This is a genomic window from Bradyrhizobium sp. B097 (assembly GCF_038957035.1).
GTDB lineage: Bacteria > Pseudomonadota > Alphaproteobacteria > Rhizobiales > Xanthobacteraceae > Bradyrhizobium.
Map to the genome: position 1 here is coordinate 8,900,786 of NZ_CP152412.1, position 21,953 is coordinate 8,922,738.

Annotated in this window: 18 protein-coding genes; 9 read left to right on the top strand and 9 right to left on the bottom strand. The window is 64.8% G+C overall.

Translation table 11 applies throughout. The annotated features are described in order from the left end of the window. Window positions 1–10: 10 nt before the first annotated feature. Both mutS and AAFG07_RS40975 read left to right on the top strand, forming a co-directional pair. A complete protein-coding gene (gene mutS / locus AAFG07_RS40970; protein ID WP_342729392.1) occupies window positions 11–2,737 on the top strand; it encodes a DNA mismatch repair protein MutS in 2,727 nt (908 codons plus the stop codon). Window positions 2,738–2,869: 132 nt separating this feature from the next. Then, window positions 2,870–3,871 carry a hypothetical protein gene (locus AAFG07_RS40975; protein WP_342725216.1) on the top strand — a complete coding sequence of 334 codons (1,002 nt, stop codon included), beginning with the start codon at window positions 2,870–2,872 and terminating at the stop codon, window positions 3,869–3,871. Between the two features lie 3 nt (window positions 3,872–3,874). On the opposite strand, the gene AAFG07_RS40980 is transcribed toward AAFG07_RS40975, so the two are convergent. The 5 genes from AAFG07_RS40980 to AAFG07_RS41000 form a co-directional block, all read right to left on the bottom strand. Continuing rightward, the gene (locus AAFG07_RS40980; protein WP_342725217.1) at window positions 3,875–4,675 is read right to left on the bottom strand and encodes a hypothetical protein; all 801 of its coding nucleotides are present in this window, start codon (window positions 4,673–4,675) and stop codon (window positions 3,875–3,877) included. Between the two features lie 140 nt (window positions 4,676–4,815). Then, complete coding sequence (locus AAFG07_RS40985; RefSeq protein WP_342725218.1) at window positions 4,816–5,325, bottom strand: OsmC family protein; 510 nt, start codon at window positions 5,323–5,325, stop codon at window positions 4,816–4,818. 56 nt (window positions 5,326–5,381) lie between these two features. Next, a complete protein-coding gene (locus tag AAFG07_RS40990; protein WP_342725219.1) occupies window positions 5,382–6,167 on the bottom strand; it encodes an ABC transporter ATP-binding protein in 786 nt (261 codons plus the stop codon). Next, window positions 6,167–7,000, bottom strand: coding sequence for an ABC transporter permease (locus tag AAFG07_RS40995; RefSeq protein WP_342729393.1), 834 nt, complete (start codon window positions 6,998–7,000; stop codon window positions 6,167–6,169). Before AAFG07_RS40995 ends, AAFG07_RS40990 begins: the two co-directional genes overlap by 1 nt. 228 nt (window positions 7,001–7,228) lie before the next feature. Beyond that, on the bottom strand, window positions 7,229–8,203 hold the full coding sequence (locus tag AAFG07_RS41000; RefSeq protein WP_342725220.1) for an aliphatic sulfonate ABC transporter substrate-binding protein: 975 nt from the start codon (window positions 8,201–8,203) through the stop codon (window positions 7,229–7,231). Between the two features lie 197 nt (window positions 8,204–8,400). On the opposite strand from AAFG07_RS41000, the gene AAFG07_RS41005 reads away from it, so the two are divergent. Continuing rightward, on the top strand, window positions 8,401–11,193 hold the full coding sequence (locus AAFG07_RS41005) for a [protein-PII] uridylyltransferase (protein WP_342725221.1): 2,793 nt from the start codon (window positions 8,401–8,403) through the stop codon (window positions 11,191–11,193). A gap of 151 nt (window positions 11,194–11,344) precedes the next feature. Here AAFG07_RS41005 and AAFG07_RS41010 read toward each other — a convergent pair whose 3' ends face one another. From AAFG07_RS41010 to AAFG07_RS41020, 3 genes are all read right to left on the bottom strand, one after another. Beyond that, entirely contained in the window at window positions 11,345–13,291 is a 1,947-nt protein-coding gene (locus AAFG07_RS41010; protein WP_342725222.1) for a glycosyltransferase, read from the bottom strand. After that, the gene (locus tag AAFG07_RS41015) at window positions 13,288–14,658 is read right to left on the bottom strand and encodes an HlyD family efflux transporter periplasmic adaptor subunit (protein WP_342725223.1); all 1,371 of its coding nucleotides are present in this window, start codon (window positions 14,656–14,658) and stop codon (window positions 13,288–13,290) included. The genes AAFG07_RS41010 and AAFG07_RS41015 overlap by 4 nt, the downstream gene beginning before the upstream one ends. A 322-nt stretch (window positions 14,659–14,980) precedes the next feature. Next, window positions 14,981–15,247: a hypothetical protein gene (locus AAFG07_RS41020; protein ID WP_342725224.1), complete on the bottom strand. Its 267-nt coding sequence runs from the start codon at window positions 15,245–15,247 to the stop codon at window positions 14,981–14,983. Window positions 15,248–15,822: 575 nt separating this feature from the next. On the opposite strand from AAFG07_RS41020, the gene AAFG07_RS41025 reads away from it, so the two are divergent. From AAFG07_RS41025 to AAFG07_RS41040, 4 genes are all read left to right on the top strand, one after another. Then, the gene (locus tag AAFG07_RS41025) at window positions 15,823–17,400 is read left to right on the top strand and encodes a PAS domain S-box protein (protein WP_342729394.1); all 1,578 of its coding nucleotides are present in this window, start codon (window positions 15,823–15,825) and stop codon (window positions 17,398–17,400) included. Next, on the top strand, window positions 17,394–18,068 hold the full coding sequence (locus tag AAFG07_RS41030; protein WP_342725225.1) for a response regulator transcription factor: 675 nt from the start codon (window positions 17,394–17,396) through the stop codon (window positions 18,066–18,068). The genes AAFG07_RS41025 and AAFG07_RS41030 overlap by 7 nt, the downstream gene beginning before the upstream one ends. Window positions 18,069–18,170: 102 nt before the next feature. After that, window positions 18,171–18,545, top strand: coding sequence for a response regulator (locus tag AAFG07_RS41035; protein WP_342729395.1), 375 nt, complete (start codon window positions 18,171–18,173; stop codon window positions 18,543–18,545). A 328-nt stretch (window positions 18,546–18,873) separates the two neighbouring features. Continuing rightward, window positions 18,874–19,065, top strand: coding sequence for a hypothetical protein (locus AAFG07_RS41040; RefSeq protein WP_342725226.1), 192 nt, complete (start codon window positions 18,874–18,876; stop codon window positions 19,063–19,065). 228 nt (window positions 19,066–19,293) lie between these two features. Here the strand turns inward: AAFG07_RS41040 and AAFG07_RS41045 are convergent, their stop codons facing one another. Next, entirely contained in the window at window positions 19,294–19,818 is a 525-nt protein-coding gene (locus AAFG07_RS41045; RefSeq protein WP_342725227.1) for a methylated-DNA--[protein]-cysteine S-methyltransferase, read from the bottom strand. A gap of 229 nt (window positions 19,819–20,047) precedes the next feature. Here AAFG07_RS41045 and AAFG07_RS41050 point away from each other — a divergent pair, with 229 nt between their 5' ends. Both AAFG07_RS41050 and AAFG07_RS41055 read left to right on the top strand, forming a co-directional pair. Beyond that, complete coding sequence (locus AAFG07_RS41050; protein ID WP_342725228.1) at window positions 20,048–20,410, top strand: DUF1304 domain-containing protein; 363 nt, start codon at window positions 20,048–20,050, stop codon at window positions 20,408–20,410. A gap of 206 nt (window positions 20,411–20,616) precedes the next feature. Then, window positions 20,617–21,837 carry an ABC transporter substrate-binding protein gene (locus tag AAFG07_RS41055; RefSeq protein ID WP_342725229.1) on the top strand — a complete coding sequence of 407 codons (1,221 nt, stop codon included), beginning with the start codon at window positions 20,617–20,619 and terminating at the stop codon, window positions 21,835–21,837. Window positions 21,838–21,953: the final 116 nt, after the last annotated feature.

Here is a 21,953-nt window from a genome sequence, read left to right on the forward strand (position 1 = left end):
CCGCCACCTCATGACTATTCAGCAGCCCATCCCCGTTCCGCCCGAAGCCACTGCCGCCGAGGCGCCGTCGCGCGTCACGCCGATGATGGAACAGTATCTGGAGATCAAGGCGGCCCATCCCGGCCTGCTGCTGTTCTACCGGATGGGCGATTTCTACGAGCTGTTCTTCGAGGACGCCGAGATCGCCTCGAAGACGCTCGGCATCGTGCTGACCAAGCGCGGCAAGCATCAGGGCATCGACATCCCGATGTGCGGCGTGCCGGTCGAACGCTCCGAGGACTATCTGCATCGCCTGATCGGCGCCGGCCACCGCGTCGCGGTGTGCGAGCAGACCGAAAATCCCGCGGAGGCAAAGGCCCGCGGCAACAAGAGCGTGGTCCGCCGCGGCGTGGTGCGGCTGGTGACGCCGGGCACGCTGACCGAAGACACGCTGCTCGACGCCCGCACCAACAATTACCTGATCGCGATCGCGCGCGCCCGCGGCTCGGCCGGCGCGGATCGCCTTGGCCTTGCCTGGATCGACATCTCGACTTCGGAATTCATGGTGACGGAGTGCGCGACATCAGAGCTTGCGGCGACGCTGGCGCGCATCAATCCGAACGAGGCCATCGTCACCGACGCACTCTATAGCGACAACGAACTGGCGCCGACCTTGCGCGAGCTACCGTCGGTGACGCCGCTGACCCGCGACGTGTTCGACAGCGCCACCGCCGAACGGCGGCTGTGCGACTATTTCGCGGTCGCGACCATGGATGGCCTGTCCGCGATGTCGCGGCTGGAGGCGACTGCCGCGGCCGCCGCCGTCACCTATATCGACCGCACCCAGGTCGGCAAGCGTCCGCCGCTGTCGCCGCCGGCGCGCGAGGCCGCCGGCACCACGATGGCGATCGACCCGGCGACCCGCGCCAATCTCGAACTGACGCGGACACTCGCCGGCGAGCGCCGCGGCTCGCTGCTCGATGCGATCGACTGCACTGTCACCGCGGCGGGCTCGCGGCTCCTGGCGCAGCGCCTGGCCGCGCCGCTCACCGATGTTGCCGTGATCGCGCGGCGGCTCGATGCCGTCTCGGCCTTCGTTGCGGACTCCGCGGCGCGCGAGGACATCAGGACCGTGCTGCGCGCGGCGCCCGACATGTCGCGCGCGCTGGCGCGGCTCTCGGTCGGCCGCGGCGGCCCGCGCGACCTCGCCAGCCTGCGCGACGGCATCCTTGCCGCCGACCAGGCGCTGGAGCTGCTGGCGCAGCTTGCCAATCCGCCGGCCGAGGTGTCCTCGGTCATGGCGGCGCTGCAACGTCCCTCGCGCGATCTGGCACGGGAGTTCACGCGGGCGCTGTCCGAGCAATTGCCGCTGATCAAGCGCGACGGCGGCTTCGTCCGCGAAGGCTATGAGGCCGCGCTCGACGAGAGCCGGAATTTGCGCGATGCCTCGCGGCTCGTCGTCGCCGCGATGCAGGCGCGCTATGCCGAGGACACCGGCATCAAGACGCTGAAGATCCGGCACAACAACGTGCTCGGCTATTTCGTCGAGGTCACCGCGCAGCACGGCGACAAGCTGTTCGCGCCGCCGCTGAATGCGACCTTCATCCATCGCCAGACGCTGGCGGGGCAGGTCCGCTTCACCACCGCCGAACTCGGCGAGACCGAAGCCAAGATCGCCAATGCCGGCGAGCGCGCGCTCAATCTCGAGCTCGAGATCTTCGAGCGGCTGAGCGCGCTGGCGCTCGCCGCCAGCGACGATCTGCGCAACGCTGCGCATGCCTTTGCGATGCTCGACGTCGCGACCTCGCTGGCGAAGCTTGCGATCGACGACAATTATGTGCGGCCCGACGTCGACGGCTCGCTCGGCTTTGCGATCGAGGGCGGACGGCATCCGGTGGTCGAGCAGGCACTGAAGCGCGACGGCCAGCCGTTCATCGCCAATGCCTGCGACCTCTCTCCGGCTCCTGGACAGAAGTCCGGCCAGCTCTGGCTGATCACTGGTCCGAACATGGCCGGTAAGTCGACCTTCCTGCGCCAGAATGCGCTGATCGCGCTGCTGGCGCAGATCGGCTCTTACGTACCGGCGTCGCGGGCGCGGCTCGGCATCGTCGACCGGCTGTTCTCGCGTGTCGGCGCCGCCGACGATCTGGCGCGGGGACGCTCGACCTTCATGGTCGAGATGGTCGAAACCGCGGTAATCCTGAACCAGGCGAGCGAGCGGTCGCTGGTGATTCTCGATGAAATCGGCCGCGGCACGGCGACCTTTGACGGGCTGTCGATCGCCTGGGCCGCGATCGAGCATCTGCATGAAAGCAACCGCTGCCGCACGTTGTTTGCCACCCACTATCACGAGCTGACGGCGCTGTCGGCCAAGCTGCCGCGGATGTTCAACGCCACGGTGCGGGTCAAGGAATGGCAGGGCGACGTCGTGTTCCTGCACGAGGTGCTGCCGGGCTCCGCCGACCGCTCCTACGGCATCCAGGTCGCCAAGCTCGCCGGCCTGCCGCCCGCCGTGATCACGCGCGCCAAATCGGTGCTGGCAAAACTCGAAGCCCAGGACCGCGGCCAGACCGCGCGCGCACTGGCCGACGACCTGCCGCTGTTCGCCGTCCCCTCCCGCGCCGCCAGTGAGGACAAGCCGCCGAGCGAGGTGGATCTGCTGGTGGAAGCGGTGAAGGCACTGCACCCCGACGAGATGTCGCCGCGCGAGGCGCTGGATGCGCTGTATGCGCTGCGGGCGAAGCTGCCGAAGGGGTAGCTGACCCGGCTTCCAACAACCAAGGAATGCTGCCAAGCTGGCGGCATGATAAGCCCTGCCCGGTCCATCCTCTCGCCGTCACTTTTTGCTAAGCTTGCCGCTCTCGCAACGCGGCCAGCGACCGATCGCGAGTTGCACGACATCCTTGCTGAACTCGCTACGCTGCCGGCGCACCTTGTTGTGCGCGCTAGCCGGGAAATCGCGAACGTCGCAGGTCTTGGATGGTGGCAGCCGGAAGCGCGGCCGCGCCAACTTATCCCATCCGACCGAGCAAGCCTCTTTCTCCAGCAGATCAGAGACCGGCTCCTTCCAAAGCCGCCGCCCGTTTCCTTTCCGGCTGACCGGGAATTGCTCGCCGCAAATCCGGACTTTGCGTGGCTGTTCCTGTTTCACCCAAGCGGCTACCTCAGGGAGGCAGCGCTATGGCATATAGCAACGCCGCCGACCTCGCCTTTCTTCGTTGCGGCTCTTGCGTGGCGCCTGAATGATTGGGTTGGGCCGGTTCGTCGCGCCGCTATGAAATGTTTCAAGCGCATTTCCGCGAACATCGCCGCTGCTGTCGTCGCGGATGCAGCCCTCCACTTGCTTGAACGACGATTCGTTTGGGGGCGGTGGTCCGATGAGGTCCCAGCGCTTGATCCGATGTTCGCCCGCGACGACGTCCTCGCGGCATTGGCGACCCAGCTCGAAAGACGCCCAACCGGCGGGTTGAGTGGCTGTCTCCGCTCCGCACTGCGATATCCCGGCATCGACCAACACTTGCCGCGACTGGCGACCGCGGCCATTCAGCCCCCCATTAGAGCCATCGCTTATCAATGCCTGATTTTGCGGAAAGCCAGCTGGCCGATCGGATTCGACTGGGTGTGGCTCGACAAGGTGTATGGCTTGAAACGACGCATTCCGAAGCTGGACAGTCGCGGCATCGAAAGCGATCGTCCGGTCGCAGATCTCATCGCCGAAGGCATCCGCGACAGATCACCATTCGTACGAAAAATTGTCGCTGATGCCATGATCGTCGTCCGCTCGCAGATAGCGGACGAGCGAGCGTTAGTGTCCCAATTGGTGAACGATCCGAACCCTGTCGTCCGGTCGCGCGGTGATTTCTTGGCGAGACACCCACGCTCCTCGCAGTGACGGTTAGGCTCGCGCCTTCTTCCTTCGCCCGAGCTGCCACAGCGCCAGATTCCATGCGATGCAGGTGGCGAGGGCGCAGCTCAGCCCGATCGCCGAGCCGAATTGCAGCACCGCGACGTGCAGCACGGCGATGCCAAGACCGAAGCCGAGCAGGCCCCAGGCGCTGTTGGCGAGCACGGCGGCGGTGGCGGGGCCGCCGATCCGCGGATGCAGGATCAGCATCATCGAGGAGAACACGATCGGAAACAGCGCGATCACGCCGGTGACGCGCGGACCGACCCAGGTCGACGCGGTGACGACGGTGCCGACCAGGCTCGCGACCAGCGCGGCGCGCAGCGGAATGTCGTACCAACGCCGCGCGATCAGCGGCATTTTCGCGACATGCCGATAAGGCTTGAGCAGCGGAATGCAGATCGCAAACGCAATGGCATTGAGGATCAGCCCGCCGGCGAGCGTCCAGGCGAACTGACGGATGATGGTCCCCAGCACGAGCCACAACGCGATCGCGGAACCCGCACTGATCCACATGCTGCAGCGCTGCGCCAGCACCGCGTAGGTGAGACCCATGAAGATCGTCGCGGCATTGACCGGCAGGCTCGACAGCGCGCCCTCGGCGATGAAGGCCGCGTCATGGTCGAGCGCGAGGAAGGTGTAGGACGGCCCGGCTGAGATCGGCAGGGTTGCGATCAGCGCGCCGATCACCGGCCCCGAACGTTCGGTGATGATGGACGCGCTGACCACGAAGGCGGCGGCAACCGCCATGCGCAGCACGAGGAGCAGGACGAAGTGGAGTTCGGGGGACATCACGTGTCGTCCCGGCGCAGGCCGGGACCCATAACCACGACTATTCGTTGGGTACGAAAGCCGTCGAACAGCGAAGCTTGAATCGAGAGAGCACGGCGTATGGGTCCCGGCTTTCGCCGGGACGACACCGGTGAAAGCGGCTACACCCGCTGCATCGTGACCGACACCTTCGGGCCGTTCTTGATGGTCTGATAGACCACGCAATAGCGCTCGGTGAGCTTCAGCAGCAGGTCGAGCTTGTCCTGCGGTGCGTCGGTGCCGACGTCGAAACGCAGGCGGATCTCGCGGAAGCCGACCGGAGCCTCCTTGTCGACGCCGAGCGTGCCGCGGAAATCGAGATCGCCTTCCGCGAACACGTTGCCGACCTTCAGCGGCACCTCGACGGCGGTTGCGACCGATTTCAGCGTGACGCCGGCACAGGCGACCAGCGCCTCCAGCAGCATGTCGCCGGAGCAGAGCTCGAGCCCGGAGCCGCCGGTGGCGGGGTGGAGGCCGGCGACCGCGAGCGCGCGGCCGGTCTCGACCTTGCAGGACAGGCTTTCGCTGTCGATCGTGCCCTTGGCCTTCAGCGTGATCACGGCGGCCTGGGGATCGGTCTTGTAACGCTCCTTGATCGGAGCCTGCATTGCGCGGAGTTCGGCGGAGTCCATGGGTCTGCTCCCGGCTGTTCTTCTTTATTCCGATGTAAGGCCTTAGCCGGCCGATGTCACCACCACATCGCCTCGCCGGCGCTGGATTTGTCCGTGACGTCACGCACCCGGCGGTCCAGCGAGCGGTCGAGCGCGGTCAGCACGCGGCGCTTGAAAGTGTCGAACAGCTCCGACTTGCGGTCGCGCGGCCGCGCCAGATTGATGGTGATCTCCTCGAACAGCCGGCCCGGCCGCGGCCGCATCACCAGCACGCGGTCGGCCAGCACCACGGCCTCGTCGACGTCATGGGTGACCAGGATCAGGGTCGGGCGCGTGTCGGCCCAGAGATCGAGCAGATGGTCCTGCAAATCGCGCCGCGTGAAGGCATCGAGCGCCGAGAACGGTTCGTCAAGCAGCAGCACTTCGGGCTGCGGCACCAGCGCGCGGGCGATCGCGACCCGCTGCGCCTGCCCGCCGGAGAGCTCACGCGGCCAGGCCGCAGCCTTGTCGGCGAGGCCGACGCGGGCGAGCGAAGCGGCGACGCGCTCGCGCCTGACCTCGGCCGGGAGATCGGCGAGACCGAAGCCGATATTGTCGGCGACGCTGAGCCAGGGCAGCAGCCGCGGCTCCTGGAAGATGATGCCGATCTTGGCGTGCGGTGAGGTGATGACCGCATTGTCGAGCGCCACGCTGCCGGTGCTGGCGCGATCGAGGCCGGCGATGGCGCGCAGCAGCGTCGACTTGCCGCAACCGGAGCCGCCGATGATCGCGATGATCTCGCCGGGCGGGATTTCGGCCGAGAAGCGTTCCAGCGCATGGACGCCGTTCGGATAGGTCTTGCCGACATCCTTCAGCGCCAGCATCACTGCCCTCCCCGCGCGCCGAACGCATCCTGCCAGCGCAGCAGCGGGGCGGTTGCGACCTCGATCAGCCAGTCGGTCAGCTTGCCAAGGATCGCGAAGATCACGATCGCGGCGAGGATCTGCGCCGGCTTGCCGAGCTGCTGGCCGTCGAGCAGGAGATAGCCGAGACCTTCGGAGGCGCCGATCAGTTCGGCCGCGACCACGAACATCCAGCCGAGGCCGAGCCCGACCCGCAGCGACACCACATAGGCCGGCAGCACAGCCGGCAACAGGATGCGGCGGATCATGGCGGGTCCGGAGAGGCGGAACACGCGGCCGACCTCGACGATCTTGCGATCGACCGACAGGATCGCGCCCATCACGCCGAGATAGATCGGAAAGAACACGCCGACCGCGATCAGCGCGACCTTCGAGGTCTCGAAGATGCCGAGCCAGAGCACGAACAGCGGCACCCAGGCGAGCGAGGGGATTGCGCGCAGCGCCTGTACGGTCGGATCAAGCAGCCGCTTGGCGAAATCCCAGTAGCCGGAGATCGCGCCCATGATGGTGCCGGCGACGACGCCGAGCGCAAAACCCGCGCCGACGCGCCAGAGCGTGGCAAGGATATGGCGCGACAGCTCGCCGCTTTTCGCGAGCGAAACGATGGTCTCGAACACCTTCGACGGTGGCGGCACCAGGCGGCCGTTGGAATAGCCGAGATGGACAACCAACTCCCAGCCCAGCGCGAGAGCGACCGGCAGCACGAGCCCGAGCACCGGGCGCGCATAACGCGACCACCCCGCCGCCGCACGCGGCGCGGCCGTCTGTTCCAGCGCGGGCAGGTCAACGGTCATGGCCATAGCAAGAACTATTCTTCCGGCGGGATTGCAAGGTGGGGGCGATGACCTCTTATCCTCCCCTGGAGGGGGAGGATCGGTTCGCATGAAATGCGAACCGAGGTGGGGTGAAGGTCGCTCGTAACGGGCGCTGCCGGAGTGGAGGGATCACCCCACCCCGGCTCACATCTCGCTTCGCTCGCTGTGAACCGACCCTCCCCCTCCAGGGGAGGGTGAACGATCGAGTTAATTCGTCGGCAGCGGGACCTGATCGTCGATCAGGCTGTCGAGCGCGGCCTTCACGTCGGTCTTGGCGTCGATCACGCCGGCCTGCTGCAAGGCGAGGCCCGCGGCCAAGATCGACTCGCGCTGGGGGCTACCGATCCGGCTGTGGGTCAGCTCGGTACGCTCCTTGAGCTGCTTGTCGACCACGGCGTCCGGCAGCTTGGTGACCGCGATGAAGGTCTTCTTCAGCTCGTCATAGTTCGCCAGCGAATATTTCCTCGCCTCCTCATACGTCGCGAGCACGCGGCGGACGATATCCGGGTGCGCTTTCAGGAACTCCTCGCGCACATTCAGAATGCCCCAGGTGTTGGCGTCGGCCTTGCGGTAGAACAGCTTGGCGCCGTCCTCGACTTCCGCCTGCGCCATCATCGGGTCGAGGCCGGCCCAAGCGTCGACGTCGCCGCGGATCAGCGCGGTCTTGCCGTCGGCGTGCTGCAGCAGCACCGGCGTGATGTCCTTCTCGGTCAGACCGGCGCCGAGCAGCGCCCGGACCAGGAAGATGTGCGGGTCGGTGCCACGGGTCACCGCGACGCGCTTGCCCTTGAGGTCGGCGACCGACGTGATCCTGGAGTCCTTGGTGGTGACCAGCGCGGTCCATTCGGGGCGCGAATAGACGTAGATCGACTTGATCGGGTTGCCGTTGATCCGGGCGACCAAAGCGGCCGAGCCCGCGGTCGAGCCGAGATCGATCGAGCCGGCATTGAGGAATTCGAGCGCCTTGTTGGAGCCGGCCGACTGCACCCAGACGATGCTGATGCCGTCCTTGGCGAACTCCTTCTCCAGGAGGCCCTTCTGCTTCAGGACCATCGACACCGGATTGTAGGTCGCCCAGTCGATCCGGATCTCCTTCAGCGTGTCGGCGGCCAGCGCCGCGCCGGGCAAGAATGTCGAGACCGCGAGCAGCGCCGCAAACGCGCGCCGGGAAAAATTCTGCATTCGTCGCCCCCTTGGGTTGATTAAGAAACACACTTTTAATTCAATGAGTTAGCCTTGCGGTCAACGAGAAAATCTCTACCCTTTGTTTGGCGGCGCGAGCACAGGCTTGCTCTGGGTGCCCAGGAAACAGAATGGAGCTGCTGTCCATATACTTTGGTCAGTGACAGCAACAGCTTGGTCCGATATCGGATGAACGTATGGACAGCGTCGTAGCCGAAGTCCGCCCTGAAGCGGATGGTCGTTTCGAGACCGAGCGGATCACCGCGGCGGTCAATGCACTCGCCGAGCAGCATGCCGGCCGCGAGGACCAGTTCCGCGCCGCGATGGCGCAGTTGCTCAAGGCCGAGCTGATCGCGGCGCGCGCCACGGCGCAGGAGCTGCTGCTGAAGGACCGCCACGGCCGGCGCTGCGCCGAACGGCTGTGCTTCGTGCAGGACGAGATCATCCGCATCCTCTACGCGGCGGCGACCCGACATCTCTACCACTCGCCGATCCCCTCGGGCGCCGAACGCATGGCCGTGGTCGCGACCGGCGGCTATGGCCGCGGGCTGATGGCGCCGGAATCCGACATCGATCTGTTGTTCATCCTGCCCTACAAGCAGACCGCCTGGGGCGAGCAGGTTGCCGAAGCCATCCTCTATTGCCTCTGGGACATGGGGCTGAAGGTCGGCCACGCCACGCGCTCGGTCGATGAATCGATCCGCCAGGCGCGCGGCGACATGACGATCCGCACCGCGATCCTGGAGACCCGCTTCCTGACCGGTGACCAGCCGCTCTATGACGAGCTGGTCGAACGCTTCGACAAGGAAGTGGTGCAGGGCACCGCGGCGGAATTCGTCACCGCCAAGCTCGCCGAGCGCGAGGAGCGGCATCGCCGCGCCGGCCAGTCGCGCTATCTGGTCGAGCCCAACGTCAAGGACGGCAAGGGCGGCCTGCGCGACCTGCATACGCTGTTCTGGATCGCGAAATACGTCTACCGCGTGCGCGAGACCGATGAGCTGCTGGAACGCGGCGTGTTCGACGCGCAGGAGTACCGCACCTTCCGCCGCTGCGCCGACTTCCTGTGGTCGGTGCGCTGCAATTTGCACTTCTTCGCCGGACGCGCCGAGGAGCGGCTGTCGTTCGACATGCAGCGCGAGATCGCGGTCCGCCTCGGCTACACCTCGCATCCCGGCATGCAGGACGTCGAGCGCTTCATGAAGCACTACTTCCTGATCGCCAAGGACGTCGGCGATCTCACCGCGATCCTGTGCGCCAAGCTTGAAGAGGAGCACAACAAGCCGGCGCCGGTGCTGAGCCGGATGGTGGCGCGGCTGCGGCCGGGCACCAAGCGGCGGCGGGTGGCCGGCAGCGACGACTTCATCGTCGACAACAACCGCATCAATCTCGCCGCGCCTGATGTGTTCAAGCACGATCCGGTCAACCTGATCCGCATCTTCCGCCTCGCGCAGCAGAACAACCTCGCCTTCCATCCCGATGCGATGCGCACGGTGACGCGCTCGCTGAAGCTGATCAACACCCAGCTCCGCGACAACGAGGAAGCCAACCGCCTGTTCATGGAGATCCTGACCTCGAACGATGCGGAGACCGTGCTGCGGCGGATGAACGAGACCGGCGTGCTCGGCCATTTCATCCGCGCCTTCGGCAAGATCGTCTCGATGATGCAGTTCAATATGTACCACCACTATACGGTGGACGAGCATCTGCTCCGCTGCATCGGCTTCCTGCAGGACATCGAGCGCGGCGGCAACGAGGAGTTCACGGTCGCCAGCGACCTGTTCCGCAAGATCCGTCCCGAGCACCGCCCGGTGATCTATATCGCAACCCTGCTGCACGACATCGCCAAGGGCAGGCCTGAGGATCACTCGATCGCCGGCGCCAAGGTGGCGCGGCGGCTGTGCCCGCGGCTCGGCTTCTCCGCGGCCGACACCGAGCTGGTGGCGTGGCTGATCGAGGAACATCTGACGATGTCGACGGTGGCGCAATCGCGCGATTTGTCGGACCGCAAGACCATCGAGAATTTCGCCGCCGTGGTGCAGTCGGTCGAGCAGATGAAGCTGCTCACGATCCTGACCACCGCCGACATTCGCGGCGTCGGCCCCGGCGTCTGGAACGGCTGGAAGGCGCAGCTATTGCGCACGCTGTACTATGAAACAGAGCCGGTGCTGACCGGCGGCTTCTCCGAGGTCAACCGCGCCCAACGCATCGCGGTGGCGCAGGCCGAATTCCGCCGCGCCTTCACCGAATGGCCGGAGGTCGAGCTCAACGCCTATATCGGCCGGCACTACCCGGCGTACTGGCTCAAGGTCGAGCTGCAACGCAAGATCCGCCAGGCGCGCTTCATCCGCGCCAGCGAGCAGGCCGGCCACAAGCTCGCGATCAACGTCGGCTTCGACGAGGTCCGCGCCGTCACCGAGCTCACGATTCTCGCGACCGACCATCCCTGGCTGCTGTCGATCATCGCCGGCGCCTGCGCCTCGGCCGGTGCCAACATCGTCGACGCGCAGATCTACACCACGACCGACGGCCGCGCGCTCGACACCATCTCGATCTCGCGCGAATACGACCGCGACGATGACGAAGGCCGCCGCGCGACACGGATCGGCGAGATGATCGAGCAGGTGCTGGAAGGCAAGCTCAGGCTGCCCGAGGCGGTGGCGAAGCGCGCGGTGCGCAGCAAGGCGCGGCCGTTCATCGTCGAGCCCGAAGTAACCATCAACAACCAGTGGTCCGACCGCTACACCGTGATCGAGGTCTCCGGCCTCGACCGCCCCGGCCTGCTCTACCAGCTGACGACCGCGATCTCGAAGCTCAACCTCAACATCGCCTCGGCGCATGTCGCGACCTTTGGCGAGCGCGCCCGCGACGTGTTCTATGTCACCGACCTGCTCGGCGCCCAGATCACCGCGCCGACCCGGCAGGCCGCGATCAAGAGCGCGCTGCTGCATCTGTTGTCGAGCGAGGACCAGGCGGCGAAGCCGGCGGCTTAGGCCGGGCCCTTTCCACTTGTCATTCCCCGGTGCGCAATGGCGCACCTGAGGGCGCGCGCAGCGCGAGCCCGGAATCCATTTCACCACAAAATATGCGGCCCGATGGATTCCGGGCTCAGCCCTGCGGGCTGCCCCGGAATGACGAGGAGGGTCAGCCGAACAGCCGCATCAGCAAGGCCTTGCCGACCGGCGCCGCGCGCACGCCGTGGAAGGCGCGGACATATTCGCCGGCATAGAATGCGCGCACGACATTGATCCGCGTCGCAACCGCGTCCTCGAAGCGGACGCCGAAGCCGTCACGGGTGCGGCGGACCACGAGCGCGTTCACGTTCTGGCCGTAGACATTGCACTTGATCGAGGCGCCGATTGCGGGCGGGGCCGGATCGATGAAGCGCGCGCCCGAAATCGAGACGTCGGCCATCCGCACCAGCCGCGGCTCGGCGCCTTCGTGGATCAGGATCGGCTCGTCGCGCTCGAAACGCTCGGCCTTGCGACGCCGCGGCTGCTCGATGCAGATGAAGCATACGATCGCGAGCACGGCGCAATTGTACAGGCTCCAGGCCAGCGCCAGCCCGCCATAGGCGATGTTTTCACCGCGCAGATGCAGGATGAAGGCGTAGGCGATGGCGACCAGCGTGATCAGTAAGGCGCCGCCGTAGAGCCGCAGCAGCGGCCATTCGATGAAGCGGCGGTTGCGGTCGCCGCCCTTGGCGGTCACCTTGAACTTGTGGCCTTGCGGCTTGGCGAGGCCGGTCACGACGGCCTTCAAGACCGCGGGTGCTGCAATGTATTGCGAGACGTCGGTCATGATCGCGAGCGAGCGGCCGTGCGAGAGCCACGCCATCGTGAAGGCGTGCCAGACGTAGAACGGCAGGAAGTATTTCAGGAGCTCGAACAGGTCGGCATGAACCGCCTTGATCCCGAACAGCAGATAGAGCCAAGGCACGACCAGGCCGAAAGTCTTGGTGCTATAGACCGCCGCCCAGCTCATGAAGGCATCGACCAGCGACAGCCGGTCCATGAATGCGAGCCTGGATTGCCGCGAGAACGGCCCGCTGCGGCCCCTGAAGATCTGCATGAAGCCGAGGCACCATCGCCCGCGCTGGGTGATGTATTCCTTCAATCCCTCCGGTGCGAGGCCGATCGTCAGGCGCTCGTTGAGATAGACCGTACGCAGTCCCTTTTCCTTCAGGCGCAGCGTGACGAGATAATCCTCCGTCACCGAATCGGTCGGAAAGCCGCCGATCTGCATCAGTCCGGAGTAACGGATCAGCGATGAGGTGCCGCAGCAGAACGCAGTGCCCCAGGCGTCCTTGGCCGGCATCAGGATGTCGAAGAAGAAGCGCTGCTCGTCGGGCCAGACGTCGGTTGCGGCGAGATTGGTCTGGATCGGATCCGGATTGATGAAGTGCTGCGGCGTCTGCACGACGCCGACGGCGCCGTCCTGCATCAGGCTGATCGCCCGCGTCAGGAAGTCCGGCATCGGGACAAAATCCGCATCGAGGATCGAGATGAATTCCGGCCGGTCCGGCAGGGCGGATACGTGCTGGAGCGCCTGATTGATGTTGCCGGCCTTGGCGTGCCGGTTGTCCGGACGGGTCAGATAGTTGCAGCCAAGCTCCTGGGCGAGCCGGCGCAGCCAAAGCCGCCGCCCGTCGTCGAGCACCCAGACGCGATAGTTGGGATAGTTCAGCCCCGTCGCGCCGATGATGGTGCGCTCCAGGATCGCCTTCTCCTCATTGTAGGTGCAGATGAAGACGTCGACGAGCGGCGCATCCGTCCGCGCTGTGGATTGGCGCAGGATGGCATTGACCTCGGGCGAGCGGTCAATGGTGCGGCTGAGGAACAGCAGCGACAGGCACACCGCGATCATCGAGGCCGCCTCCGCAGCCACGAAGGGATAGCCGACCACCGCGTCGGCGGTGAGTCCCAGAGGCGGCAAGGTCTGGGTCACCCGCCAGACGAAGTAGTGCAGCAGCAGAACGAACGACATGCCGGCCATCATGATGCGGGCCAGCGTCTGCTCGCGCCGGAGCAGCGGCAGGATCGCAAGGCAGGCGCCGAAGGCAACCAGCCCGGGCGCGAATGCCGCCATCATGGCTTTGCCGCATCCGCGTTGAACACCACCCGCCCGGTGCGACCGACGGCGCATTCCTTGCCCGTGGTATCGAGCGCGGGCATCGAGACCGTCACCCGATACGGTTCCTTGTTGAGCGCATCCGGATTGATCGCGAGGTTTGCGGGCGCACCTGACGCGCCGGTGAGGTTGACGATCTCGCCCTTGATCGCGGCGCTGCCGTCGTTCGGCTCAAAGCTCGCCTGCTCGCCGAGCTTGAGGCGGTTATAGACGCCTTCGGTGACGTTGGCGGTGACTACCGCGCCGCTGCAATCGAGCAGCTTGAGCAGGGGCTGCCCGGCCCTGACATCCTCGCCGGACGACGTCATCATCTCCCAGATGCGCCCGGTAACCGGCGCCCTGATGTCGGCCTCCACCCGGTTGATGTAGTGCAGCTGCTCCGAGGCAATCTCGTGGGTGAGCCAATCGATCTCGGCATCGGAATGCACCAGATCGGCGCGCAGATCGCTGACGCGCTGGCGCATCTCCTCTTCGCGCTGCACGGAACTCGGCCGGTCATTGTAGCTGTCGCCAAGGTAGGTGCCGTTCCTTGCCGCCGTGAGTTCGACCTTGGCGGCGTCGAGGCGGCGCTGCGCGCCGATCTCGGTCTGCTGGGCGATCGCTTGCTCGCGCGTCAGCCGGGCCATTTCGACCGTCGAGACGCTGCCCGATTTGATCAGTGACGAGGCGCGTTCAACCGCCGCCGTCGCCTCTTCCCGCCGCGCGGCCGCGGCCTCGATCGCGGTCTGGATTTCGGCGATGCGCGCCTGGAGCTGGAGAATGCGACCGTCGCGGAACTGGGCCGCCTGGCGCGCAAGGTCCTGCTGCGCCGTCTCGGCGGCCGCAAGCTTGGCGGCGAAACTCGGGCGCTCATTTTCCATCCGGGACATCTGCCGCCGAAGATCGTCGAGCCGCACGCGATCGCCGCGGGCGTTGACGACATGAAGGATCGCATCGCCCTCGTGGACCACGCTGAGCTGCGTCGAGCCCTGCGGCAGCTTCGCGCTCACGGTGCCGTCGATCGGCGAGCGCAAGGTCACGATCCTGGCATTGACCACGGCCTCGACGCTCGAGGTCTGCAGCACGGCCTTCAGCGGCAGCCATCCGAAGACGGCCACGATCGCAAGGCCAATGCCGACCTTGAGCACGCGGCGAACCCAGCGGTCCGAGCCTGCAGGTGCTTCGGGATGGGGAGCGCTATCGCTGACGGGCTCGCTCACTGGCTCGTCGTGCGCCGGCTGCAACCGGTCTTGCAGATCGCGCTGCAATCCGCGTGCGCCTTCGGCCTCATCCTTGGAGACGGAAACTTTGCCTTCAAGAGAGGGCTTCTGCTGCTGTGCCTGATTCATTGACCGGCCCCTGAACTGTCAGTGCGCGAACCCAACGCACAGCTCTGCGGTGCGATGCCGTCGCCGACGGATCCAATGATCAGGTGCTTCAAAAGCGGCTAAAGCGAACCAGCCATCTTTCGGAAAAACTGCTGCAATTTGCCACGTTCAGCAGCTCGGCGCGCCTGCGGGGACTGAGCCCGGAATCCATCAGGGCCGGGGCTAGACGGGGAGTGGATTCCGGGCTCTCACGGAGGCTGTTATCGGACCCGTTTGCGCGACCCAGGCGTGAGCAGCCAGCGCGTCGGTCCCGGCAGCCTGCCGGACTTGGATCCATAGCGGGCTACGATCCTGGATCCTGCACGTTCAATTGCGGCTGCAGCGCCGCGAGGCTTGCCCCCAGCAAGGCCAGGTAGCTCGCCTGACAGAGCACAACGCTCAAATCGAAGACGTCGAGCAGATCAATCCAGGAATTGTCGGCCTGCACGGTCGCTGCTTGCTTGCCGCCGTCGATCACGGAGGGCTGGAAGCTGCGGTTACGTCTCTGAGGCGTCGTCTCGCGCGCGACGTCGTCGGAGCAAAGGATCAGATGCAGGCGCGTGTTGGGCATTTCAATCTCCCGTCTCTGATTGGCGATTGCTGAATCCCGAAAGGCCTCTACTGTCATCGAGTTACCCAATAAGCGTAGCCACCGGGAGGAAACCGGCCATTGAACGGAGGTTGATCCGGCCGTTACATTCGGATGGGGACGACATACTTTGGTTTAGCCGCAACCTGGGCCTGAGTTCGTCCGACGATTGCGCTTTCCGCGCGATCTCGCGCCACGCGAGCGGATCGCCAAAATCGCCCCCGCGATCCCGTTCGGACGTCGAGAAAGCTGTTAGTATGCAGTTTGTTAGGAGGGCGACGTTGTCGCCGCTGATGGTAGCGGTCACCTAGCGACGCAGCGCGGCCCATGACGGCCGAGTGCTGGACGGCCAAGTGCTGGATGGCCAAGTGCTGGTGCTGCCGATGATGCGCATCCCGACCACGAAATCCTGGTCGGCCGAGCAATGGCTGCTCGGCGGCATGGTGCTGGCTTTGGCCGCAACCTGCATCGGGCTGCTGCTTGGTCCGCAGCCTGCAGCTTCCGCCCATCTGATCGCGCTGGCGCTGCTGATCGCCTCGCTTGCCGCCGCATTGCTGATGATCGGGGTGGTGGGCCGCACCCACAGGCAGATGGAAGCCATGTTGCGCGGCCGGGCCAGCGGCGAAGAGCGCGCGGTAGAGGCCCTGCGCAACAGCGAAGCGCAATGGAAGGAGGTGTTCGAGCACAATCCGGTCATGTACTTCATGGTCGACGCGACGGGTCTCGTGCTGTCGGTCAACACGTTCGGCGCGGCACAACTCGGCTACACCGTCGACGAATTGCTTGGACAATCCGTGCTGCGGGTCTTTGCCGCCGAAGACCATCAGGCGGTCCAGCGCAACGTCGCGGCGTGCCTCGAGAACATCGGCCAAACCCACAATTGGGAAATCCGGAAGATCCGCAAGGACGGTTCAAGACTTTGGGTTCGTGAAAATGCCAAGGCCGTGCGGCGGCAGGACGACCGATTGATCGTGCTGATCGCATGCGAGGATATCACCGAGCGCAAACAGGCCGAAAACGCGCTGCAGCAGAGCGAAATGTACCTGAGCGAAGCCCAGCGATTGAGCCACACCGGCAGCTTTGGCTGGCACGTCGCCAGCGGTGAGGTGATCTGGTCGGAAGAGACGTTCAGGATCTTCGGATTCGACAGGGCTCCTTCGATCAAGCATGCCACCGTCCTTCAACGCATCCATCCGGATGATCGCGCCCGCGTGCAACGGACCGTCGACAGCGCCTCGCTTGACGGCAAGGACTTCGAGCACGGCTACCGATTGCTGATGCCGGACGGCGCGATCAAATATGTTCACGCCAGGGCGCATGCGGTGACCACCCCCTCGGGCGACACCGAATTCATCGGAGCGGTCACCGACGTGACCGCCCGCAAGCGCGCCGAGGCGGAGTTGCACGAAGCGCAGACCAACCTCGCGCACGTCACGCGCGTGACGGCACTCGGCGAGCTCGCCGCATCGATCGCCCATGAAGTGAACCAGCCGCTTGCCGCCGTGGTCGCCAACGCCGCGGCATGCCTGCGCTGGCTCAACCGGGCGGCTCCTGATCTGAATGAAGCGCGCGGGGCGGTCAGGTCGATCATCAGCGACGGCAACCGGGCGGGCGAGGTCATCCAGCGCGTCCGCGCGCTGGTGAACAAGACGACCGGTCAGATGGCGCCGCTCGACATCAATGAAGCCATCAACGAGGTGATCGGCCTGGTGCAGCATGAACTGCAGAGCCACCTCGTGTCCCTGCAGCTCGACCTCGCTCCCGCGCTCCCGCCTGTCGTCGCCGACCGCGTCCAGCTGCAGCAAGTCATCCTCAACCTTGTCGTCAATGGCATCGAGGCAATGCAGCCGGTCACGGACAGGGCACGGGAACTCGTAATCCGGACGCACCAAGACGATGCCGGGCAGATCCTGGTCACGGTCACCGATTGTGGTATCGGGGTTGCGACAGAGCATGCCGAGCGGCTGTTTGACGCCTTCTACACCACCAAAGCCAGCGGCATGGGAATGGGGTTGTCGATCTGCCGCTCGATCGTCGAAGCCCACCGAGGGCGCCTATCCGTGTCCAGGAACATCGGCCCCGGCACGACGTTCCAGTTCACCCTGCCGCTGCGTCAGGAGGATCATGCATGGTGATTGGACGCGCGGCATCGCCTCCCGCCCCCGCGAACGCCGAGGATCCGATCGTCTTCATCGTCGACGACGATGTGTCAGTGCGCGACTCGCTGAGCAATCTTTTCCGGTCGGTCGGCCTGCGCGCCGCAGCGTTCGGGTCGGCCCATGAATTTCTGCAGCACAAGCTCCCCGATATTCCAAGCTGCCTGATCCTGGACATCAGGCTGCCCCGGCTGAGCGGCCTCGACTTCCAGGCGGAGCTCGCCAGGGCCGACATTCATATTCCGATCATCTTCATGACCGGCCATGGCGATATCCCGATGACGGTCAGGGCGATGAAGGCCGGAGCCGTCGACTTCCTGACCAAGCCGTTCCGCGATCAGGACATGCTGGATGCCGTCACGACTGCGATCGAACGCGACAGAACTCGCCGCAATGAGGCCAGGGCGCTCGCGAACCTGCGTGCAGCCTTCGCGACCCTGACCCCTCGTGAGCGCCAGATCATGAGCCTCGTCACCGCGGGGCTCATGAACAAGCAGGTCGCCGCCGAAATCGGCGTGGCCGAGATCACAGTCAAGATACACCGCGGGCACATCATGCGGAAAATGGCGGCGAAGTCGTTGCCTGATCTGGTCAGGATGGCGCAGATCCTCGGGTTCAAGCAGGCATCCGGCAGCGCACAAACCTAAGTATGATTCTCCGGCCGCGGCCGACGACGCACTGTGGCTCCGTGATCGCAGACACCAGAGGCCCCTCTGGCCGTTCCAGGAAAGCCCTTCTTGTCCAACCCGGTGATATCGATCGTCGACGATGACATGTCGGTCCGCACCGCGACCGACAATCTGGTCAGGTCGCTTGGCTACGCGGTCCAGACCTACGCGTCGGCCGAAGAATTCCTGCATTCGCCGCAACTGAACGACACATCCTGCGTGATAGCCGATGTCAGGATGCCGACCATGAGCGGGCTCGACCTGCAGGCCCGCCTGATTGCCGACGGCCGGCGCCTTCCGTTCATCTTCATCACGGCCTTCTCCGTCGAGGCCGATCGGGCCCGAGCCATGGAGGCGGGGGCGATCTGCTTCCTGATCAAGCCGTTCGACGGAGATGCGCTGGTCAAGTGCCTCGATGCAGCTCTGGCACAGCGCGGCACAGCGACGAGCGCGTGAGTTCAAATCGGGTATACGCAAGGATGATGCCGGGAAACATCTGGACAAGTTGCGCATCGACGGTGGTAGCGCAAGATTTCGCGGCGCCGTCCTTCAACAAGACCGGCGGCAACGACAGCATCAGGCATTCTTGATTGGCAAATGGCAGTTCCTGGAGGGAAGTCGCCATGCGTACGGAACCGCGCTGCGCCCAGTGTGACAGTGAAGATGCCAAGATCATCTGCCTGCGCAATCCGGCGGGTGAGCGCTACTGCGGACGGCTCTGTCTTCACAAGGGTCAAGAGGACTTCATTCGCTGGCTTTGGCGAGCGAATGCGGAGGCAGCATCATGACGGGCCGTTGCGGCAATCCAGGTTGCCGGCGGCCCTTCGGACTGATCCGGCATAGCTGGTATTTCGAGCAGTTCTGCTCGACGAAGTGCCGCGAGATCTACAAGCGGCAGTTGGAGCGCAACAAGGTCTATTGGAAGTGGCTCTATCCCATCCCGAGAACCGGCGGCCCATCGAAAAAGCTGATCTGACGGCGCAGGCCAGATTTTTGTTTGACGTGTTTTCTTAACCCGAACCGGCGGCCACTTCGCTCGAAAACGCTCAAGGGAGATCCGATGACGACGGTCGATGCGATGCTGGTGGGAGCGATCCTCGCGTGGGTGCCGTCGCTCATTGTATTCCTCTACATCGTGCGCGATCTGCGAAACATGCCGCGCGAGGATCTCGATTGATCGTCTCATTGCGGCTGAGTTCGGCCGCTATATCTCCACGCCCTCGTGCCGCAGCAGCCAGCGCTTGCGCTCCAGTCCGCCGCCATATTTGACCAGCGAGCCGTTGGCGCCGATCAGGCGGTGGCAGGGCACGACGACACTGATCGGGTTGGAGCCGTTGGCGTGGCCGACCGCGCGCATCGCGTTCGGCACTTTCAGTCTTGCCGCCAGCGCGCCGTAGCTCATGGTGGTGCCCGGCGGAATCTTCGGCAACGCGTGCCAGACCTTCTGCTGGAACGGCGTGCCGGCGACGCGCCATTCGACATCGGCGAGCCGATCGAGATCGCCGTTGAAGTAATCGCCGAGCGCCTTGCGCATCGCAGCCGGCGCGCGTCCGTCCCGCAGCGTCACGGCGCCATAGTGCAGCCGCAGCAGGTCGAGCATGCGCCCTTCATAGTCGTCCCAGTCGAGCGCGCGCAGCACGCCGTCGTCATCGGTCACCAGCAGCGCGGTGCCGATCGGGGTCTTGAGGCGGTCGAGGTTGAAGGTCTGTGAGGTCTTGCGGTCGGCCATATCAGTCACTCTGGAAAGTCATCACTCTCGCAACGGGTCGCTCGGCATACAATTCACCGCCCGCATGCTAGCGTCCACCCGAATTCCGGTGAGAGCGTTTTCGAGCGAAAGCCTGTCCCGGACTTGATCCGGGATGGTCACCGGTTCGCGTGAAGAAAACGCGTCAAAACAAGGATCTTGAGCTTTGGTTCTGATTAGATCAGAACCGAAGCTCTGGGGGGACCGCAATATGCTTTTGCTTGCCAATGTCCTGGTTGCGGTGGTGGCCGCGCTGCACGTCTATTTCCTTGTGCTCGAGATGTTCCTGTGGACCAAGCCGCTCGGGCTGAAGACCTTTCGCAACTCGATCGAGAAGGCGACCGATTCGGCAGTGCTTGCCGCCAATCAGGGGCTCTACAACGGCTTCCTCGCCGCCGGGCTGATCTGGGGCCTGGTGCACGGTAATGCCGCCGTCGCATTGCAGATCAAAACATTCTTCCTGCTCTGCGTGATCGTCGCCGGCGCCTATGGCGCCGCCACCGTGAGCCGGCGCATCCTTTATGTGCAGGCGGCACCCGCGGCGCTCGCGCTGATCCTGCTCTGGCTCGCTTAAAGCGCGGGTGCGCTTTTGATTTCTTGAGCATGATCTCCTCGGAAAACCGCTTCACACTTTTCCGGATCATGCTCAAACGCGACATCGCGCGCAGGGTCCATCATCTTGCAATGCCCCCGCCGTTCCTCCATCATCCCTGATAACGGTGACATCCGCGGGTTTGAGCCTTGCGGACAAGATCACCGGCAACATGGGAGGTCACGGACATGAGGAGCGTGCAATTGCTCGCTGCGGCAGCGCTTGCCATCGCGTTGTCGGTTACATCGGCCACCGCGCAGAAGAAATACGACGTCGGCGCGACCGACACCGAGATCAAGATCGGCCAGACCGTGCCGTTCTCGGGCCCCGCATCCGCCTATGCCGGCATCGGCAAGACCCAGGCGGCCTACCTCAAGATGATCAACGATCAGGGCGGCATCAACGGCCGCAAGCTGAACCTGATCCAGTATGACGACGCCTATTCGCCGCCGAAAGCGGTCGAGCAGGTGCGCAAGCTGGTCGAGGGCGACGAGGTGCTGTTCACCTTCCAGATCATCGGCACGCCCTCAAATGCCGCCGTGCAGAAATATCTGAATGCCAGGAAGGTGCCGCAGCTGCTCGCCTCCACCGGCGCCTCGCGCTTCTCCGATCCGCAGAACGCGCCGTGGACGATCGCGTTCAACCCGAACTACCAGTCCGAGGGACGCATCTACGCCAAATACATCCTGGCCAATCACCCGAACGCCAAGATCGGCATCTTCTACCAGAACGACGATCTCGGCCGTGACTACATCACCGGCCTGAAGAGCGGGCTCGGCGACAAGGCAGCGAGCATGATCGTCGCCGAGGTTTCCTACGAGTTGACCGACCCGACCGTCGATTCCCAGATCGTCAAGCTGAAGGCCGCCGGCGTCGACCTGCTCTATAACGCGTCGACGCCGAAATTCGCAGCTCAAGCGATCCGCAAGGTCGCGGACCTTGACTGGCACCCGGTGCACATCCTCGACATCAATGCGAGCCCGGTATCGGCAACGCTGAAGCCGGCCGGCCTCGACATCTCCAAGGGCATCATCTCGACCAATTACGGCAAGGACCCGGCCGATCCGCAGTGGAAGGACGATCCCGGCGTGAAGGCCTATTTCGCCTTCATGGATAAGTATTACCCGGAGGGCGACAAGCTCAACACCGTCAACACCTACGGCTATTCGACGGCCGAACTCCTGATCCAGGTGCTCAAGCAGTGCGGCGACGACCTCACCCGCGAGAACCTGATGAAGCAGGTGACCAGCCTGAAGAAGTTCGTGCCGAGCCTCGCGCTGCCCGGTATGTCGATCACGACCGGACCGAACGATTATCGCATCAACAAGCAGATGCAGATGATGAAGTTCAACGGCGAGCGCTGGGAGCTGTTCGGCCCGATCATCGAGGACACCGGACCGGCGGGCTAGGTCGCGGACGCGAAGAAGCTACTCCCCCTCTCCCGCTTGCGGGGGAGGGTTGGGGTGGGGGTCTATCCACGAGTCATGCTGTGGAGAGAGCCCCCACCCGGATTGCATCTGCGATG

Bases quoted from the DNA above. Each gene is read 5' to 3' on its own strand.
- AAFG07_RS40985 (WP_342725218.1), bottom strand. From the start codon at position 5,325: ATGGACTCCGCCGAACTCCGCGCAATGCAGGCTCCGATCAAGGAGCGT.
- AAFG07_RS41020 (WP_342725224.1), bottom strand. From the start codon at position 15,247: ATGCCCAACACGCGCCTGCATCTGATCCTTTGCTCCGACGACGTCGCG.
- AAFG07_RS40990 (WP_342725219.1), bottom strand. From the start codon at position 6,167: ATGCTGGCGCTGAAGGATGTCGGCAAGACCTATCCGAACGGCGTCCAT.
- AAFG07_RS41005 (WP_342725221.1), top strand. From the start codon at position 8,401: ATGGACAGCGTCGTAGCCGAAGTCCGCCCTGAAGCGGATGGTCGTTTC.
- AAFG07_RS41000 (WP_342725220.1), bottom strand. From the start codon at position 8,203: ATGCAGAATTTTTCCCGGCGCGCGTTTGCGGCGCTGCTCGCGGTCTCG.
- AAFG07_RS41050 (WP_342725228.1), top strand. From the start codon at position 20,048: ATGCTTTTGCTTGCCAATGTCCTGGTTGCGGTGGTGGCCGCGCTGCAC.
- AAFG07_RS41010 (WP_342725222.1), bottom strand. From the start codon at position 13,291: ATGATGGCGGCATTCGCGCCCGGGCTGGTTGCCTTCGGCGCCTGCCTT.
- AAFG07_RS41040 (WP_342725226.1), top strand. From the start codon at position 18,874: ATGACGGGCCGTTGCGGCAATCCAGGTTGCCGGCGGCCCTTCGGACTG.
- AAFG07_RS40995 (WP_342729393.1), bottom strand. From the start codon at position 7,000: ATGACCGTTGACCTGCCCGCGCTGGAACAGACGGCCGCGCCGCGTGCG.
- mutS (WP_342729392.1), top strand. From the start codon at position 11: ATGACTATTCAGCAGCCCATCCCCGTTCCGCCCGAAGCCACTGCCGCC.
- AAFG07_RS41015 (WP_342725223.1), bottom strand. From the start codon at position 14,658: ATGAATCAGGCACAGCAGCAGAAGCCCTCTCTTGAAGGCAAAGTTTCC.
- AAFG07_RS41055 (WP_342725229.1), top strand. From the start codon at position 20,617: ATGAGGAGCGTGCAATTGCTCGCTGCGGCAGCGCTTGCCATCGCGTTG.
- AAFG07_RS41030 (WP_342725225.1), top strand. From the start codon at position 17,394: ATGGTGATTGGACGCGCGGCATCGCCTCCCGCCCCCGCGAACGCCGAG.
- AAFG07_RS41025 (WP_342729394.1), top strand. From the start codon at position 15,823: ATGATCGGGGTGGTGGGCCGCACCCACAGGCAGATGGAAGCCATGTTG.
- AAFG07_RS41045 (WP_342725227.1), bottom strand. From the start codon at position 19,818: ATGGCCGACCGCAAGACCTCACAGACCTTCAACCTCGACCGCCTCAAG.
- AAFG07_RS40980 (WP_342725217.1), bottom strand. From the start codon at position 4,675: ATGTCCCCCGAACTCCACTTCGTCCTGCTCCTCGTGCTGCGCATGGCG.